General features: G+C 61.2%; 14 protein-coding genes and 1 tRNA gene. 12 read left to right on the forward strand and 3 right to left on the reverse strand.

All coding sequences use genetic code 11. The annotated features are described in order from the left end of the window. The first annotated feature begins 497 nt into the window (after window positions 1-497). From acsA to CLV41_RS19625, 5 genes are all read left to right on the forward strand, one after another. Entirely contained in the window at window positions 498-2,252 is a 1,755-nt protein-coding gene (gene acsA / locus CLV41_RS19605; protein ID WP_103224117.1) for an acetate--CoA ligase, read from the forward strand. Continuing rightward, the gene (gene pdhA, locus CLV41_RS28175) at window positions 2,249-4,246 is read left to right on the forward strand and encodes a pyruvate dehydrogenase (acetyl-transferring) E1 component subunit alpha (RefSeq protein ID WP_103224118.1); all 1,998 of its coding nucleotides are present in this window, start codon (window positions 2,249-2,251) and stop codon (window positions 4,244-4,246) included. Before acsA ends, pdhA begins: the two co-directional genes overlap by 4 nt. A gap of 9 nt (window positions 4,247-4,255) precedes the next feature. Further along, a complete protein-coding gene (locus CLV41_RS19615; RefSeq protein ID WP_103224119.1) occupies window positions 4,256-5,497 on the forward strand; it encodes a dihydrolipoamide acetyltransferase family protein in 1,242 nt (413 codons plus the stop codon). Then, on the forward strand, window positions 5,494-5,739 hold the full coding sequence (locus CLV41_RS19620) for an acyl carrier protein (RefSeq protein WP_103224120.1): 246 nt from the start codon (window positions 5,494-5,496) through the stop codon (window positions 5,737-5,739). Before CLV41_RS19615 ends, CLV41_RS19620 begins: the two co-directional genes overlap by 4 nt. 137 nt (window positions 5,740-5,876) lie before the next feature. Further along, the gene (locus tag CLV41_RS19625; protein ID WP_103224121.1) at window positions 5,877-6,425 is read left to right on the forward strand and encodes an HPF/RaiA family ribosome-associated protein; all 549 of its coding nucleotides are present in this window, start codon (window positions 5,877-5,879) and stop codon (window positions 6,423-6,425) included. A gap of 255 nt (window positions 6,426-6,680) precedes the next feature. Here the strand turns inward: CLV41_RS19625 and CLV41_RS19630 are convergent. Next, window positions 6,681-6,754 (reverse strand) — tRNA-Gln (locus tag CLV41_RS19630). 290 nt (window positions 6,755-7,044) lie between these two features. Between CLV41_RS19630 and CLV41_RS19640 the strand changes: the two genes are divergently transcribed. From CLV41_RS19640 to CLV41_RS19655, 4 genes are all read left to right on the forward strand, one after another. After that, entirely contained in the window at window positions 7,045-8,763 is a 1,719-nt protein-coding gene (locus CLV41_RS19640; protein ID WP_235867189.1) for a Ppx/GppA phosphatase family protein, read from the forward strand. Then, window positions 8,760-9,464, forward strand: coding sequence for an RlmE family RNA methyltransferase (locus CLV41_RS19645; RefSeq protein WP_103224123.1), 705 nt, complete (start codon window positions 8,760-8,762; stop codon window positions 9,462-9,464). Before CLV41_RS19640 ends, CLV41_RS19645 begins: the two co-directional genes overlap by 4 nt. A gap of 210 nt (window positions 9,465-9,674) precedes the next feature. Next, a complete protein-coding gene (guaB, locus tag CLV41_RS19650) occupies window positions 9,675-11,177 on the forward strand; it encodes an IMP dehydrogenase (RefSeq protein ID WP_103224124.1) in 1,503 nt (500 codons plus the stop codon). Window positions 11,178-11,228: 51 nt separating this feature from the next. Further along, window positions 11,229-12,521 (forward strand): RsmB/NOP family class I SAM-dependent RNA methyltransferase, encoded by a 1,293-nt coding sequence (locus CLV41_RS19655; RefSeq protein ID WP_103224125.1) that lies wholly within the window; start codon window positions 11,229-11,231, stop codon window positions 12,519-12,521. Between the two features lie 22 nt (window positions 12,522-12,543). Here CLV41_RS19655 and CLV41_RS19660 read toward each other — a convergent pair whose 3' ends face one another. Then, entirely contained in the window at window positions 12,544-13,755 is a 1,212-nt protein-coding gene (locus CLV41_RS19660) for a tetratricopeptide repeat protein (RefSeq protein WP_103224126.1), read from the reverse strand. A 262-nt stretch (window positions 13,756-14,017) separates the two neighbouring features. On the opposite strand from CLV41_RS19660, the gene guaA reads away from it, so the two are divergent. From guaA to CLV41_RS19675, 3 genes are all read left to right on the forward strand, one after another. Next, window positions 14,018-15,589 (forward strand): glutamine-hydrolyzing GMP synthase, encoded by a 1,572-nt coding sequence (gene guaA, locus CLV41_RS19665; RefSeq protein WP_103224127.1) that lies wholly within the window; start codon window positions 14,018-14,020, stop codon window positions 15,587-15,589. A 149-nt stretch (window positions 15,590-15,738) separates the two neighbouring features. After that, entirely contained in the window at window positions 15,739-16,809 is a 1,071-nt protein-coding gene (locus CLV41_RS19670) for a hypothetical protein (protein ID WP_146048609.1), read from the forward strand. Window positions 16,810-17,136: 327 nt separating this feature from the next. Beyond that, complete coding sequence (locus CLV41_RS19675) at window positions 17,137-17,664, forward strand: hypothetical protein (protein WP_103224129.1); 528 nt, start codon at window positions 17,137-17,139, stop codon at window positions 17,662-17,664. On the opposite strand, the gene CLV41_RS19680 is transcribed toward CLV41_RS19675, so the two are convergent. After that, on the reverse strand, window positions 17,648-17,974 hold the full coding sequence (locus CLV41_RS19680) for a TraR/DksA family transcriptional regulator (RefSeq protein WP_103224130.1): 327 nt from the start codon (window positions 17,972-17,974) through the stop codon (window positions 17,648-17,650). The two genes, CLV41_RS19675 and CLV41_RS19680, sit on opposite strands and share 17 nt — an antisense overlap. Between the last annotated feature and the right edge of the window lie 62 nt (window positions 17,975-18,036).

Raw genomic sequence — 18,036 nt, forward strand, 5'->3', positions numbered from 1 at the left:
TCTCTCGTCGGTCTGACCCGCTCCACCAGCATCAGTCGGTCTGAGTGCGGGTGCGCTGTCGGCATCCGGGTCGCTCTCCGATGCCGGATCGCGAAAGATGAGGAACGTACCTCATAATTACGAGATACAAGAAATTCCGGCTGCAATCAAGGCGCGGCGTGACAAACACGATGACCGGCCGATGCCCGCCGCAAGCATTGTTTCGGGCAAGCTCGACACGATTCCGCCCCAGCGCAAATCGACGAGAATTTCCGAGCTGTCATCGGTACCGTCGATGCCCGAAAATACTTCCGTATCGGGCGGCGCCTGCGCAACGACCTCGCTGGAGAGGCGCCGCCCGGTGCCCGGGTACCGCAGTACGTCACCGCACTACAGCGTTTGGTTGCTTCGGAGGAACCGGCAATTGACAATTGTCATGGCGGACCGGTCCGCGGCGTCGCAGTCTCGCAGCTACGCCGGGTCAATCGCCTGGAGGTTGATCCTGGGGAGGAAGCGTCATGCCGTGGGAGCCGATTGAAAAGAGGCGGTCCGATGTCGAGCGGGCCAACCTGCGCGATTATGACGAGGCTGTGCAGTCGTTTTCCTGGGACAAGGCGCGTCTGCTGCTGGACGGATTGCCGGATGGCGCTCTGAACATCGCCCATGAGGCCGTCGACCGGCATGTCGCCCATGGTTCCGGTGACAAACTGGCGCTCCGCTGGCTGGGCCGGGATGGCCATGTCGAGGACTTCAGCTACGACCGGCTGCGGCGCGAGACCAACCGTTTCGCCAACGTGTTGCGCTCACTGGGCATCGGCAAGGGCAACCGGGTTTATTCTCTGCTTGGCCGTCTGCCCGCGCTTTACATATCGGTGCTCGGCAGCCTGAAGAACGGCAGCGTTTTCTGCCCGATGTTTTCCGCCTTCGGCCCCGAACCGATTGTCTCGCGCATGACCATCGGCGAGGCCGACGTTCTCGTCACGACCGCCACCCTCTACAAGCGCAAGTTTGCCGCCGTCCGGGATCAGGTGCCCGGTCTCCGGCATGTGCTCATTGTCGATGCCGACGGAAACCCGCCGGAGGGCACGCTCGATTTTACCGCGTTGATGCAAGAGGCCTCCGACGAATTCGATATCGAGCGCACCGATCTGCAGGACATGGCGCTGCTGCACTTCACCAGCGGCACGACCGGCAAGCCGAAGGGCGCGGTTCATGTCCACGAGGCGGTGGTCGCCCACCAGGTCACAGGCAAATTCGCGCTCGACCTGCACCAGGACGATATCTTCTGGTGCACCGCCGATCCCGGTTGGGTGACCGGCACGTCCTACGGGATCATCTCTCCCCTGACCATCGGCGCAACCCTGATTGTCGATCAGGCCGAGTTCGATGCCGAGCGCTGGTACAGTATCCTGCGGGACCAGAAGGTCACCGTCTGGTACACGGCGCCGACGGCCATCCGGATGCTGATGAAGATCGGTGGCGAAATCCTCAAGCAATACGACCTCTCGGCCTTGCGCTTCATGGCGAGTGTCGGCGAGCCGCTGAATCCGGAGGCAGTGGTGTGGTCGCAGACTGTCTTCGGCCGGCCCTTCCACGACAACTGGTGGCAAACGGAAACCGGAGGCATCATGATCGCCAATTACGCGGCGATGGATGTTGTGCCCGGTTCCATGGGCAAGCCGCTGCCCGGCATTGACGCCGGCATCGTCGAACACACCGGGGACGGGGCACGCGAGATCACCCGTCCCGGCACCATCGGAGAACTGGCGCTGAGGCCCGGCTGGCCGTCGATGATGCGCGCCTATCTGCACGAGGAAGCCCGCTACCGCAAATGCTTCCGGGACGGCTGGTATCTGACCGGCGATCTCGCGTTGCGTGACGCGGGCGGCTACTTCTGGTTTGTCGGCCGTGCCGACGACGTCATCAAGAGTGCAGGGCATCTGATCGGACCTTTTGAAGTGGAAAGCGCGCTCATGGAACACGAGGCCGTCGCCGAGGTTGCCGTCATAGGTATCCCCGACGAGATCGCCGGCGAGGTGGTGAAGGCCTATGTCGGGCTGAAAGCCGGCTACAGGCCGGACGACGACCTCGCCAAAGAGCTGCTCGGCCATGCCCGCAAGCGGCTTGGCCCAGCCGTCGCGCCCAAACAGATCGCTTTCCGCGAGAACCTTCCCAAGACCCGCAGCGGCAAGATCATGAGGCGGCTGCTCAAGGCGCGCGAACTGGGCCTTCCGGAAGGCGACATCTCGACACTGGAAAGCGAGGAGCGATGACCGCCACCGCCGACAAGCCACACCTGTCCCGCGCGCACGCGCTCGACCTGCTGGGGACGATGATCCGCATTCGCCTGTTCGAGGACAAATGCGCCGAACTCTACACGCAGGAAAAGATCCGCGGCTTCCTGCATCTTTACGATGGCGAAGAGGCGATCGCGGCCGGGGTCATTCCGGCCTTGTCGGCGGAGGATCGGGTGGTCGCCACCTATCGCGAACACGGTCATGCGCTCGCGCGCGGCCTGTCGATGAATGCGGTTCTGGCGGAAATGTACGGCAAGCGCTCAGGCTGTTCCGGCGGGCGTGGCGGGTCGATGCACCTTTTCGATCGTGCAACGAACTTTTGCGGCGGCAATGCGATCGTCGGCGGCGGTCTGCCGCTTGCCGTCGGCATGGCGCTGGCCGGCAAGATGCGCGGTGAGCACCCTATCTCGGCCTGCTTCTTCGGCGAAGGCGCTGTGGCGGAGGGAGAATTCCACGAAAGCCTCAATCTCGCGGCGTTATGGAAACTGCCTGTTCTGTTCGTGTGCGAGAACAACGGTTATGCCATGGGCACCGCGCTGGAATATTCCGAAAGCGAGACGGATATTCACGAAAAGGCCGCCTGTTACGACATGGATTCCGAGGCCGTTGACGGCATGGACGTGGTCGCCGTCGAAGCCGCGACACGCCGCGCCCTCACCAGTATCCGCGAGACCGGCAGGCCGTATTTTCTCGAATGCCGGACGTATCGCTTCCGCGCCCATTCCATGTTCGACGCCCAACTCTACCGGGACCGGGCCGAAGTCGAGGAATGGCGCAAGAAGGGGCCGATCGTCCGTTTTCAGGGCTGGCTCACCGAGACCGGTCTGGCACATGCTGAGGATATCGCCCGCATTGAAAGCCAAGTGCGCGCGGAGATCGACGCTGCCGTGACCTTTGCCGAAAGCGCCGAGTGGGAGCCTCTGGAGGACCTCACCCGGCATGTCATGGCCGAAGACCGCCCGGTGCCGGCTGAACAGCCGGCACCGGGAGAGCGGAGCGAGACGACCTACCGCGAAGCCGTGCGCGATGCGATCATCGACGCGATGACGCGCGATGACCGGGTCTTCCTGATGGGTGAGGATGTGGGCCGCTACGGGGGCTGCTACGCGGTCTCGAAGGGTCTGATCGGCGAATTCGGTCCCGATCGGATCCGCGACACACCGCTTTCGGAATCCGGTTTTACCGGTGCCGGCATCGGCGCCGCGCTTGCCGGCATGCGGCCGATCGTCGAACTGATGACAGTGAATTTCAGCCTGCTGGCGCTGGATCAGATCCTGAACACAGCCGCAACCATCCGGCATATGTCCGGCAACCAGTTCGGCGTGCCGCTGGTCATCCGCATGGCGACCGGCGCGGGCCGTCAGCTGGCCGCTCAGCACTCGCATTCACTTGAGGGCTGGTACGCGCATATTCCGGGCCTTCGCGTGGTGGCACCCGCGACGCTGGAGGATGCGCGCGGCATGCTCTGGACCGCCCTGCAGGATCCGGATCCTGTCCTGATCTTCGAAAACGTCATGCTCTACAACCGTCCCGGCGATCTCGCCCGCAACGCCGGGCCGGTCGACATCGACAAGGCCGCTGTCCGGCGCGAGGGGACCGATATTTCCCTGATCACCTATGGCGGTTCGCTCTGGAAGACGCTGGAAGCCGCCGAGGTACTTTCCGGGGAAGGCATTGATGCCGAGGTCATTGACCTCAGGACGCTTCGGCCGCTGGACGACGCCACGATCATGGCATCGGTGGCGAAAACCCGCCATGCCGTGATCGTCGATGAGGGTTGGAAGAGCGGAAGTCTCTCCGCGGAAATCATGGCGCGGATCATCGAACAGGCCTTCTGGAGCCTCGATGCGCCCCTTGGCCGGGTCTGCAGCGAGGAAGTGCCGATCCCTTACCCCAAGCACCTGGAAGACGCGTCGATCCCGCAGGTTCCCAAAATCGTCGCGGCGGCAAAAGCCGTCCTCGGCCGCTGAGGGGCCGGGATGGGTGAGTTTCGCATGCCCTCGCTCGGCGCCGACATGGAAGCGGGAAAGCTCGTCGAATGGCTGGTCGAACCGGGCGAGAAGGTCCGCCACGGCGATATTGTCGCGGTTGTCGAAACCCAGAAGGGTGCCATCGAGATCGAAGTGTTCGAGGATGGCGTCTTCGAGAGGCCGCTGGTGGAACTGGGAGCGAAGGTTCCCGTCGGCACGCCGCTGGCGATTATCCAGGGCAGGGAGCCGGAGTCGGAGGCGGAGGCGGAAGTTGTGCCGCCCACGGCGCCGACCGGAAAGCCTGACGCCGTTCCGCGACCATCTGCGGTCGCTCCGCAAATCGTGCCTGCGGAAACCAGGCCACAGACCGCTCCAGTCCAGCCTGCCGAAACCGGAACAAAAGCCTCGCCCGCGGCGCGGAAACTGGCCGAGGCTCACAATCTGAATATCGCGGCTCTTGCCGGCAGCGGACCGGAAGGTGCAATTGTGCTCGCGGATGTCGAAGCCGCCATAGGTGTGACCCCGAAAACCTTGCCAGAAACACCGAGACCGGAAAAACCGGCGCAGAAAAAGCCGGCCAGCTTCGATTTCAACCAGATGCGCGCGGCGATTGCCGCGGCCATGGCGCGCTCGAAGCGCGAAATCCCGCATTATTATCTGCAGGATACGGTCGATGTGAGCGTGGCGAACGACTGGCTGACACGCACCAATGCCGACCGGCCGCCCACGGACAGGCTGCTGCTGGGCGCGCTTTACGTAAAGGCGAGCGCTTTGGCCGCGAAGAAATACCCGGAGTTCAATGGTTTTTTCGGTGAGAGCGGGTTCGAGGCGTCTGATCGCACGCATATCGGTGTGGCCATTTCCATTCGGGGCGGCGGGCTGGTGGCGCCCGCCATCCATGACACCGCCGACATGTCGCTCGACGCTGTCATGACGTCGATGCGCGATCTGGTTGCGCGTGTCCGCGCCGGCCGCTTCAGGAGTTCGGAGATCGCCGATCCGACACTCACCGTTTCGAGCCTGGGCGAGCGCGGGGTCGAAGCGCTCTACGGCGTTATCTACCCGCCGCAGGTTGCCATTGTCGGCTTCGGCAAAGCGACCGAACGTCCCTGGGTCGTCGCAGGAGAAATTGTCCCGCGCCTCATGGTGACGACAACGCTTGCCGCCGACCATCGGGTCAGCGACGGCCATAGGGGAGCCATGTTTCTTTCCCAGATAGGCAAATTGCTGCAGGAACCGGAGGCGTTATGAGCCAAGTGGACATTGACCAGGTGGTGCGCGAGGAATTGGGAAACATCGCGCCGGACATGGATCTCGACGATATCGATCCCCAGGGCGACCTTCGGGAGGAACTCGACATCGACTCGATGGATTTTCTCAATTTTGTCACCGCCCTGCATCAACGCCTCGGGGTCGCTGCCCCCGAACTCGACTATCCGAAACTCATGACGATGGACGGTGCTATTGCCTACCTGAAGGAAAAACGCGCCTGAGGGCATGAGCTGAACAGCTTGACTTTCGTCAATGAAATTCCCTTCAGGCAGGCCGATGATACCCGGCATCCAGGCAACCGCGGAATGTCAGCAGCCTGTCGATGCCGTATTCCCATCATTCAAGACGGAGAATTACCGTGCAGGTTGAGCCTCAAGTTACGTTTCGGGGTGTTGAACCCTCGCCACATGTGGAAGCCAAGATCCGTGAGCGGATCGAGAAACTCGAAGAATTCCATGGCCGCATTACCGCCTGTCAGGTCACGGTTGAAGTCCCGCACCGGCACGGTCAGAAGGGCGAGATTTACAAAATCAGCATCGACATCCAGGTGCCCGGACGCGACATCGTCGTCAACCGGGAACCCGGCAAGAACCATGCGCACGAGGACATCTTGGTTGCTGTTCGCGACGCTTTCGACGCCGCCCAGCGGCAGCACGAGGATCATGTCCGCAAGACCGGCGGGGTCCACGTCAAATCCCACCCGGGCAAGGCCAAGGGGAAAGTGACCGATTTGTTCCGTGATGAAGCTTATGGCTTCATCGAAGAGGCCAGTGGCCAGCGCTTTTTCTTTCGGGCAGATAGCGTGACAGGTGACGATTGGCCCAGGATTGAAATCGGCTCGACCGTCCATTTCACCGAGATGGAAGGCGAGGAAGGGCCGCATGCTGTGGCCGTTACGATAATGTAACCGGAAGACGGCAGCGGGCTTGGCCAAGCGGTGCATCGCTGTTCTGGCAGTAGGGTGCGCGCGTTTTTCTTTACAAGCGCCCGGTCGAAGGGTGCCTCGGCTTTTTGAACGTCGTGACGACGAGCAATTGCCCATATTCCTTGTGCCGGAAAGCGCTTTTGGGCACCAGTTTTGGGCGTCACTTGGTCGATATGACTGAGAACATGGATTCGGCGATCCATTTTCGATAACACTATCAATGACTTGAAAAAGAGTTGGCTGGGGAACCTGGATTCGAACCAGGACTAACGGAGTCAGAGTCCGTGGGTCTACCGTTAACCTATTCCCCAACGCTGCCCGGAAACCGAGCATCCCGTCGCAGCAACCGTGCGGGCCAAGGGCCCCGGTGGCAACGGGTGTGCCGCATATACATCCATCATATTGGCGATTGCAAGGGCCGGTTCCGACTTTTTTGTGAAATAGACACGCCCGGGACAGTTTCGCGAAAGCCCGGATCTTTCGCCGGCTGTTATGTGCTTTTCCATCGGCGGCCAACCTGTTACAGTTTTGTCAACGAAAGACATGGTCTCCGGCAGCGCCCCGTTTGACGGCCGGTACGCCGGGACCTGAAAGGCATAAAGTGACTCAGTCAGGTCAGGAACCGCCCGAGAACGGGCGTCGTACCGCTGACGTGTCCGGAAACAGCGGAACTCCACAGGAGTTCAAGGGACCTGGCAGACGGCGCCGCAAACGTCGCTCCGGCCAGGGACCGAAAGGCAAGGTGGCGGCGCAGGAAAATGCCGCCGCAACGGGAACGCCCAAGGAGGCCGGACCTGTTCAAGCCCAAGCTGTATCCGGAACCGTCGAAAAGAACGCCCAACCGCCTGCGCAGCCGGCGGGGGATGGGGGAGCCGCGTCCAATCCCGGAAAACGCCGCAAGAAACGCCGGCGCGGGCGCAAATTGGCGCATGGCGGAGATGCCGGCGCGGGCAACCGGCTTCCACTCTCAGGCGAGGACCGGGACACCTCTCAGGGCAGCGACGCGGCGACCAGCCTGAAAGGCAAAAAAGCCGCGCGGCGCAGGGGCCGGCGCAGATGGCAATCCGTGAACGGCGCACCGGAAGGCGTGTCGTCGGAAGCCGGGTCTGAGCTGGAAGCTGGCACACCGCAGGATAAAGCTGCACACGCAGGAGACGCGGGACATGCCGCCCGCGAACCGTCCGCGAAAGACGCCGATATCCGCGTAACGAAAACCCGCGATAACCAGCCCCGTGGGAGCTGGACTGGCGTTCATGGCGAGCGCGCCAGAAACGGGCACCATCGTGGATCGCTTTATGCCGCGCTGGATCTTGGAACCAACAATTGCAGGCTGTTGATCGCCCGCCCGGAGGACCGCGGGTTTCGCGTCGTGGACGCCTATTCGCGTATCGTCCGGCTGGGCGAGGGGGTCGGGTCCAACAAGCGGCTCGGCGAAGCCGCCATGGACAGGGCGATCGACGCGTTGGCGAACTGCCACCGGAAGCTTGCGGACAGGGGCGTTTCCCGCTCCCGCCTGATAGCGACGGAAGCTTGCCGGGCCGCGGAAAACGGCACCGAATTCATCGAGCGCGTCCAGGCGGAAACAGGTCTCGCCCTGGAGGTCGTCAATCGGGAGACGGAGGCCCGCCTGGCGGTTGCGGGCTGTGCGTCGCTTGTCGATCACGACGCGGACGGCGTCATTCTTTTCGATATCGGCGGCGGCTCGTCGGAAATCGTCTGGCTGGACCTGCGCAATCGCTGCGGCGCGCGCGGCTACGCCCTGACGCGTTTTATCCGCTCCTGGATCTCTCTGCCGGTCGGGGTGGTCAATCTTGCCGAACGCCACGGCGGCGTGCATGTCACGCCGGATGTCTTCGAAGCCATGGTCGAGGATGCCGCCGGGCACCTGGCCTCCTTCAGCCTCGCCAGCAGCCTTACGGAAGCCATTTCCACCGGAAGGGTGCACATGCTCGGCACATCGGGAACGGTCACCACCCTTGCCGGCGTGCATCTGGGACTGAAGCGCTATGACCGGCGCCGGGTGGACGGAACATGGCTTGAAGACGGCGATGTCGGCAGAATGATTGATCAGCTCCGCGATATGCCCTATGAGGCCCGCGTCGAGAACCCGTGCATAGGCGAGGACCGTGCCGATCTCGTGTTGGCGGGCTGCGCCATACTCGAAGCTATCCGACGCCGCTGGAGCTGCTCGCGGCTGCGCGTCGCGGACAGGGGATTGCGCGAGGGTATTTTAACGGAATTGATGTCGGCCGACGGCGTCTGGACTCACAGGAAGTCCGGCAACCGGCAGGATCGCGGCCGTCAAAGGAACAGAGCATGAGCGGTTCAAAAAAAGGTACCGGAGACCGGGGCCTGCACGTCAAGGTGAAGACATCGGCCGGGCGGCGCGAATCGTCCACGCGCTGGCTGTCACGCCAGTTGAACGATCCCTATGTGCGGCGGGCGAAAATTGACGGCTACCGGTCCAGAGCGGCCTACAAGCTCATAGAAATAGACGACCGGCACAAACTGCTGAAACCCGGCTACAGGGTTGTCGATCTCGGCTGCGCGCCAGGCGGCTGGTGCCAGGTGGCCGCGCAGCGGGTGCAATCCAGTATCGATGCGCCCAAGGTTGTCGGAATAGATTATCTCGACATGGATCACGTGCGCGGTGCCACATTCCTGAAAAAGGACTTTCTGGACGACGACGCGCCGGCGGCCCTGATGGAAGCCCTTGGCGGCAAACCGGACGTTGTCCTGTCGGACATGGCGTCTCCCACAACAGGCCACAAGCAGACGGATCATCTGCGCACGACATATCTATTTGAAATCGCGATCGATTTCGCTCGCCGTAACCTCGTGCCCGGCGGATCCTTTCTGGCGAAGGTCTTCCGCGGCGGTACCGAAAATACGCTGCTGCTGGATCTCAAGCGGGAATTCAAGACCGTATCTCACCTGAAGCCGCCGGCAAGCCGCAAGGAAAGTCCGGAGCTTTACGTGATCGCCAAGGGGTTCCGCGGCAGCGATCTTGAGCGGGATTGATCCACGACACGTCGAGCGGGCGGAACCGACCTTGAAAAAGTCTGTTGGAAATCAAGGCGCATGGAAAGCCAGAGCCAACACCCTTTTCTTTCTGTCACCTGCGTGGTATTGACCCGCGCCAACTTCTCCGGCACAGCCGAAGCGACTCGAAAGATGCAGGCTTTATAGACAGGCCCGCGTCGCGAATATTTTTTTAAAGGGGAATTGGCAATGGCATCCTTCTTTGTCCCACCGACCGGACAGCAAGCCCTGACCTTCGACGATGTCCTGCTCATCCCCGGTCATTCGGAAGTCATGCCCGGCCAGGTGGATCTGCGCACCAGGGTCACAAGGGAGCTGGAACTCAATATTCCGATCCTTTCCTCCGCCATGGATACGGTCACGGAAGGCCGTCTCGCCATCGCGATGGCCCAGGCCGGAGGCATCGGCGTCATTCACCGCAATCTTTCTCTGGACCAGCAGGCCGAGGAAGTCCGCATGGTCAAGAAGTTCGAATCCGGCATGGTTGTCAATCCGCTGGTGATCGGACCGGACGCGACCCTGCAGGACGCTCTGAACCTGATGAAACATTTCGGCATTTCCGGCGTGCCAGTCGTTGAAAACGGTGGTTCCGGCGGGCAGGCAGTCGGCAGACTGGTCGGCATTTTGACCAACCGCGACGTGCGCTTCGCTTCCAACCCGGACCAGAAAATTCACGAGCTGATGACCCGCGATAATCTGATCACGGTCAGCGACAATGTCAGTCAGGAAGACGCCAAACGGCTGCTGCACCAGAATCGCATCGAAAAGCTTGTTGTGATCGACGAGAACCGGAACTGCATCGGTCTCATCACCGTCAAGGACATGGAAAAGGCGCAGCTCAACCCGAATGCATCGAAAGACGCACAGGGCCGCCTCCGGGTCGCGGCGGCGACCAGTGTCGGCGAAGAGGGCTTTGCCCGCGCGGAGCGGCTGGTCGATGCCGGTGTCGACATGGTTGTCGTCGACACCGCCCACGGTCATTCCCAGAAGGTTCTGGACATGGTTCGCCAGGTGAAAACCCTGTCCAATTCCGTTCAGGTCCTGGCAGGCAATGTCGCGACGTCGGAAGGCACGAAGGCACTGATCGATGCGGGCGCCGATGCCGTGAAGGTCGGCATCGGACCCGGATCCATCTGTACCACCCGGATCGTCGCCGGTGTCGGCATGCCGCAGCTCACGGCCATCATGGAATCGGTCAACGAAGCCGACAAGCACGGGGTTCCCGTCGTTGCCGATGGCGGCATCAAGTTCTCCGGCGACCTGGCCAAGGCCATTGCCGCCGGCGCCGCATCGGTGATGGTCGGTTCACTGCTCGCGGGCACCGAGGAAAGCCCCGGCGAAGTCTATCTGCATCAGGGCCGGTCTTATAAGTCCTATCGCGGCATGGGCTCGGTCGGCGCCATGGCAAGAGGCTCCGCGGACAGGTATTTCCAGGCGGAAGTGAGCGACAGCCTGAAACTCGTTCCCGAGGGTATCGAGGGCCAGGTCCCCTACAAGGGAGCGCTCAGCGGTGTGCTGCATCAGCTGGCCGGCGGTCTTCGTGCCGCCATGGGCTATGTTGGCGGCAAGAATATTGCCGATTTCCAGGAAAAGGCGCGTTTCGTGCAGATTTCCGGCGCGGGTCTTCGCGAGAGCCATGCTCATGACGTGACGATCACGCGGGAAAGCCCGAACTATCCTTCCAACGTTTGATAGCATTATATTCGGTGCGGACCGATTGCGGTCCAACCCCAAGGGATCAGTATGAAAGATGGCGGACGCCTTGCGGCGGCAATTGAAGTCTTAACCGAGGTCGAAACCCGCCACAGGCCGGTTCAGATTGCCCTTCGCGACTGGGGAGCGGCCCACCGCTTCGCGGGTTCGGGCGACAGAACCGCCATCGGCAATCTCGTCTTCGATGCCCTGCGCAACAAGGCATCCCTGGCAGCATCCCTCGAGGATGGAACGCCGCGCGCGCTCATACTGGCAACCTATGCACTCACGTGGGAAAAAGGCGTGCCGGCTCTCACAGAGGTTCTGACGCAGGACCAGCATGCGCCGGCCGGCCTGACGGATGACGAGCGGGATAGACTGGCGGGGTCCGGAAACGGTGAACCGGCGGCATATGCGCAAGCCGACGTCCCCGAATGGCTTTGGCCGGGCTTCCAGTCCGTCTTCGGTGATCGGGCTGTCGAGGAGGGCAGGGCGCTTGCACAGCGCGCGCCGGTCGATCTCAGGACCAACACCCTGAAATCCGATCGCGACAAGCTTCTCAAACGCCTCGCGCACACGGGCGCCCAGCCAACGGCCCTGTCACCTGTCGGCATGCGCATCGAGGCCAAGCCCGGATCCGGCCGCGTGCCGCATGTTCAGGCCGAGGAAGGCTATCGGAAGGGCTGGTTCGAACTTCAGGACGAAGCCAGCCAGCTTGCCGCCCTCCTTGCGCAGGCAAAACCGGGCGAACAGGTCCTGGACTACTGCGCCGGCGGCGGGGGCAAGACGCTCGCGCTTGCGGCCGCCATGCAGAACAAGGGTCAGCTTTACGCCTATGATGCCGACAGGCTGCGCCTTGCTCCGATCCATGAACGTCTGCAGCGGGCCGGCGCCCGCAATATTCAGGTTCGCGATCCGGCAAGTTCCAATCTGGAAGACCTCGCGGGACAGATGGATCTAGTCTTCATGGACGCGCCCTGCACGGGAACCGGCGTCTGGCGCCGCAGGCCCGATTCGAAATGGCGTCTGGCCGAAAAGGCTCTGGCCGACCGCATCGAGGATCAGCGCCACGTCCTTGAAAATGCCAGCCGCTATGTGAAACCGGGTGGCCGCCTCGTTTACGTGACCTGCTCCGTTTTACCGGCTGAGAACGAGGACCAGGCTGAATGGTTCCTGAAAAACACGCCCGACTTCAAACCGGTATCGGCGCTGGAGGCCTGGAAAGCGGCCCTGCCAAATGCTCAGGAACCTCGCTACGTCACCGAGCGCGGAGACCTGCTGATGACCCCAGCGTCCACGGGAACGGACGGTTTTTTCGTGGCGATTTTCGAACGTAACCCCTGAGGGCAGCTTGGATACAGCAGGCCTAAGACCGGTCCTGTCGCTGAAGCCCCAGTACATTCGGCAACTGGTCGTCTGCTCCGGATAAAATTTCCGAAGCAGATTCCGCGGTTCTGTCGGACTGGGTCGGGTCTTTCACCTCTTGAGAGGTCGGGCCTTCTGTTCCGGTCCCCTCCGTGCTGGCCGGCTTGGGCTTCGTAGGCTCTCCGCCGGTTTCCGGAGCCGTTTTCACCGGTTGTGCTTTCTCTGCGGCAGAACGGGCCGCTTCGTTTTCAATCAGGCTTTCGACAAAACGTCGTATGTCCGGCTCCAGCCCCTTGCCCGCCGAAAGCGCCGTAAGAACGGATCGGGCCTGGTTGGAATATTTAAGGGCTGCAAGCGCCGCTCCCAGTGCGTTGAGCGGCCCCTGGGCGGTTTTGTCCAGGTCATGGGCCGTGAGAGCATGTTTCAGGGCGGCCGCGGGATGTCCCAGTTTGCGCGACAGGATACTGAGGCGGACCAGGCCCGGCAGGGAGCGGGGACTGAGCCTGAGGGCTTCCTCCGCCGCCTCACGGGCATCCTCGAGGTCGCCTTTTCCCGATAGCGCATCCGACAGCATTTCCATTGGGAGCGGATCGGCCGGTATCTGACGGTTTGCCCTGATGGTCAGCTCGACAACCTCATCGAACCGCTTGCGGCGCAGCAGGGTTTCAGACAGGCCCAGCAGAGCAGGTACATGATCGGGTGCGGATTTGAGAGCCTTGCGATAGGCGGCGATCGCTGCTGAGGTCTGGCCCGACTTGTCTTGCGTTTCCGCGAACAGCGTCAGAACCGGCGCGGAATCTGGCAACAGGTCCAGCAGATGCCTGGCATGGCCTTCGGCTTCGGCGGGATTGTTTTCCTTCAGAAGAACACTCGCCAGCCCGAAGAGCGCATTACGGTTGTCAGGTGCCTGCTCAAGAACCTCCGTGAAATTCTGCCGGGCATTAAGGGTGTCGCCGAGAAGAAGGTGGCAATTGCCGAGGCTCGCGCGGGCACTCAGGTGTTCGGGTTCGGCGAAGACGATCCGGCGCAATTGCGACTGGGCTTCTTCCAGATAACCCGCCTGAAGGAGCGCTGAGGCGGTCCGGTAAGCTATTTCCGTATCCTGGGGCGAAAGTTCCTGAGCCTTGAGGTAGGAAACCAGCGCTTTATCCAGATCGCCGGCATTTTCCAGCACCTTGGCCTCTTCAAACGCTTGTCGGGCAGCTGCTGTCATTCGATATTAGGTTCCTCAAGCACCTGCTGCCGCGCTGTCTCAGGGTACGAGACGCTCGGCAGAAGCCAGCCTAGGGAGCGCGGCCGCACGGGTCAAAAGCGAAATTCGATCTTGCACAGCTTGTCCGCCGATTTATTTGCCGGACAGGCAAATTGCGGTCGAAACAAGCACGTGCCCGAAGTTCGGGGAAAATGCTGTGCGAGACCTGCGGCGGGATGAATTTGCGGTTCAATTTGACCGAAAGACCGGTTAGAAGCGGGCCATGACCCAGCATGATCGTCTTCTCATCATCGATTTCGGTTCTCAGGTGACCCAACTGATCGCGCGGCGCCTGCGCGAGCTGAATGTCTATTGCGAAATTCACCCTTACCAGAACGTCAGCGACGCGTTTCTGGCCGAATTCGCGCCCAAGGCGGTGATTTTCTCGGGTGGCCCCGACACGGTCACCAGGAAGGAAGCGCCGCGGCCGCCTGCTTCCGTCTATGATCTTGGCGTTCCCGTGCTGGGTATCTGCTACGGTCAACAGGTCATGATGCAACAGCTTGGCGGGCAGGTCGAAGGCGGCAAGATTTCCGGCGGTGGCGGTACGGCTGAATTCGGCCGCGCCTTTGTGACCCCGGCCGGTCAGCCGCTGGACATACTCAAGGGCTGGTTTTCCGAAGGCCGGGAACAGGTCTGGATGAGCCACGGCGACCATGTCAGCAGGCTTGCCCCGGGCTTTGAGGTCTTCGGCACGTCGCCCAACGCGCCCTTCGCCATTACCGCGGACACCAGCCGCCATTTCTACGCGGTCCAGTTCCATCCGGAAGTGCATCACACGCCCAACGGCAGGACAATCTACGAAAACTTCGTCAGGCTGGCCGGTTTCACCGGCGACTGGACCATGGGCGCCTACCGGGATGACGCAATCGCGAAAATCCGCGAACAGGTCGGCGACAAGAAGGTCATCTGCGGGCTTTCGGGCGGTGTAGACAGCTCGGTGGCGGCCGTCCTGATACACGAGGCGATCGGCGACCAGCTCACCTGCGTGTTCGTCGACCACGGATTGTTGCGTTTGAACGAGGCGGATGAAGTCGTCTCCATGTTCCGGGATCATTACAACATCCCGCTGATCCACGCGGATGAGAAAGACCTGTTCCTGGGGGAACTGGACGGCCAGTCCGACCCGGAAACCAAACGCAAGATCATCGGTCGGCTGTTCATCGATGTCTTCCAGAAGCACGCCAACGCGATCGAGGGCGCTGAATTCCTTGCCCAGGGAACGCTTTATCCGGATGTGATCGAGAGCGTCAGCTTCTCCGGCGGACCGTCCGTGACGATCAAGTCGCACCATAATGTCGGTGGTTTGCCGGAAAAAATGGGCCTCAAACTGGTCGAGCCGCTGCGGGAACTTTTCAAGGACGAGGTGAGGGCGCTTGGACGGGAACTCGGTCTGCCGGATCATTTTATCGGACGCCACCCGTTCCCCGGACCTGGCCTTGCCATCCGCTGCCCGGGTGAAATCACCCGCGAAAAACTCGAAATCCTGCGCAAGGCGGACGCGGTCTACATCGACCAGATCCGCAAGCACGGTCTTTACGACGACATCTGGCAGGCCTTCGTCGCCATTCTGCCGGTGCGCACCGTTGGCGTGATGGGTGACGGCCGTACCTACGACTACGCCTGCGCGCTGCGGGCGGTAACTTCGGTGGATGGGATGACCGCTGATTATTATCCCTTCTCTCACGAGTTTCTTGGCGAAACCGCCACCCGCATCATCAACGAGGTGCAGGGGATCAACCGGGTGACCTACGACATCACGTCGAAACCCCCCGGCACGATCGAGTGGGAATAAACCGAATAGCCTGACGGTTACCCATGACTTCCACACGCTTGAGCTACCCGGTCGTTCCCCCGCGGCAGCGAACTTCGCCAAGCGCGTCCGTCCGCGGGGGTCGCGAACGAACCCTTTGTCTGGTTCACGACGAAACATTGATCGGCAATATGGTTGATCTGATCAGGCTCGCCCGTTACCAATCCGCAATGAAATCGAACTCCGCCGCCATGAAAGACACCTGCCACGTTCCCGGCGTGAGCGGACTGCGTAAGTTCGCCCATGTATTCGCTGCCACTGTGATCGGACTTCTCATCGCGGTTCTCTTTCCGCTTGAAGCCGAAGCCACGGAAGCAGAATGCATGAAGCAGGGCTTCAGTTGCGCCAATCTGGTCTATCAGGGTTTCACCTATCCCTACGCGCGGGAGGACGGATCCTATCTCTATGTGAATGGCGGCGTTTATCCGTATGTGGATGTGACCGGCAATCTTCTTGGCGATTCAACGCTCAGGCTCCCTGACAATTCGGTCATCGCGGCCGCCGCGCTCCTGAAGGCGCTCGGCATTCCGGTCAAGGCGGATGACGAAATCACACCGGTGATCGGTTTCGGTTCCAATCCAGCGCCGAGCCAGTTGGCGCGGAAGTTCCAGGTCAAGAAATTTTCCGGAGATGTCGTCATCCCGGTCATGAAGGGAACATTGCAGGATTTCGATGTTGTCTGGACGCCTGTGTTCGTTTCATACGGGTCCATGCCCTCGACGATCACACCGTCCAACGGAACTGTCGTCGATGTCTGGGTCACCTGGCTGGACAGCGAGGAGCTCAAGGTCATGGGGAATTCCGAGTACTCGAACACCTCGAAGCGTCCGTTCTATGTGCGGACAACGATTGCCGGCGCGAAATACGCGTTCGACGGTCCGGATCCGGACACCATGCAGGTCTATATTTCCTGCTTCGGACCTTTGAAAGTGGACGGAAAAACCTACGCGGTGAAGTCAGTTCCGGCAAAGGGCAGAAATTTTCCCGATGCAACGTCCTCCGAAGCGATCGAAAAAATCCTTCCCGCGCTTGGATGGAAGGACAGCGTCCTCGATCTGCTCTACGACAACGTCGTCTCGCCTGAAAACCGCGCCGAACGCAGTACGGCGCTGAAACCCTATGGGTCCTTGCCGGATATTCCCGGCGCTAAGGGACTGGAGGCGTGCAAGGCGAGCCGGACAGGAAACGTGGATCCATATTGAGGGTTGACCATACAGGCTCTTACCTCGTTGAAATTACGGATATATTCCAAGCCGAAGTTCGATGTACCCTAGGTCACGGACTCATGAATGAGCATGAATTGGTTTGTTCCTCATCAAGGAGCGGAAGTGCAGGAAATGTGGTTCATTTTCGAACCTTTCGCGACGCCGAGGAGCAATCCGGTCAAATCCGGAGGACATGGAAATGGCTTCACCTCGCAGTGTCAGCGCATTTGACCGGCCACAAAGCCCGCTCCGCACGCCCTTCCTCACGAGGTTTCGCCATTTCGGATGCCATGTCATCCTCATTTATGAGTCCGTGACCTGGAAATGATCAAACCAGCCCTGACGCCGGATTGTACGAACTGTGCCGCGCTGTGCTGCGTCGTCTTCGCCTTCGACAAGTCGGAATCTTTCGCGGTGGACAAGGCCGCCGGTGAGGTGTGCGCCAACCTCGACGGCTGCGGACGGTGCAAGGTTTTTTCCAAGCGGCAGGAGCTCGGGTTCAAAGGCTGTATCGCCTATGACTGCCACGGGGCAGGGCAACGTGTCACACAAGAGGTGTTCGGCGGCAAAAGCTGGAGAAACGACACCGGGCTGACGATAAGGATGGGCGCGGCCTTGTCGGTCCTGCGCCGTATACACGAGCAGCTTGTGATGCTCAGGACTGCGGGCAATCTTCCGCTGGAAGCGGAAGAACGGTTAACCGCCCAGGCACTTGAGGAGAGTCTGTCTCCCGAGAACGATTGGACGGAAGGAACTTTGCAGGCGTTCCCGATCGACGCGATTTGCCGCGATGTCGCAACCTTCCTGCGTGGGCTCCGCCACCATGTGACCGGAGTTAACGGGCACAATTGATGCAGAACGCTGCGGCAGGATCTGCTTTCAGGCGTTTTTCGGCGATCGCCTCACCGCATTCTGCGCAATAGCCGTACTCGCCTTTTTCGAGCCGCTGTAAAGCGGCTTCGATAAGCTGGATATGGGTGCGGCGCTGCCGCTCCGCGGCCTGCGCCATGGCCTGGCCCTGAAGCGCATCCATACGGGACAATCTTCCGACCGACTGCTGATCGAGCGTCACCGTCGCCCTGGCTTCCTCGGAAATCTCGCTCAGGGAAACCAGTTCGGTCTTAAGCTTCAAAAGTTCCGCACGTACGGTCTTCGCGTCCATTGGCCGTCACCTCCACCGAACAAACAATGACGATGGCAGCTTGGGAGTGCAAGCGCGACAAC

Origin of the sequence: Roseibium marinum, from assembly GCF_002906165.1 — a bacterium.
GTDB lineage: Bacteria > Pseudomonadota > Alphaproteobacteria > Rhizobiales > Stappiaceae > Roseibium > Roseibium marinum.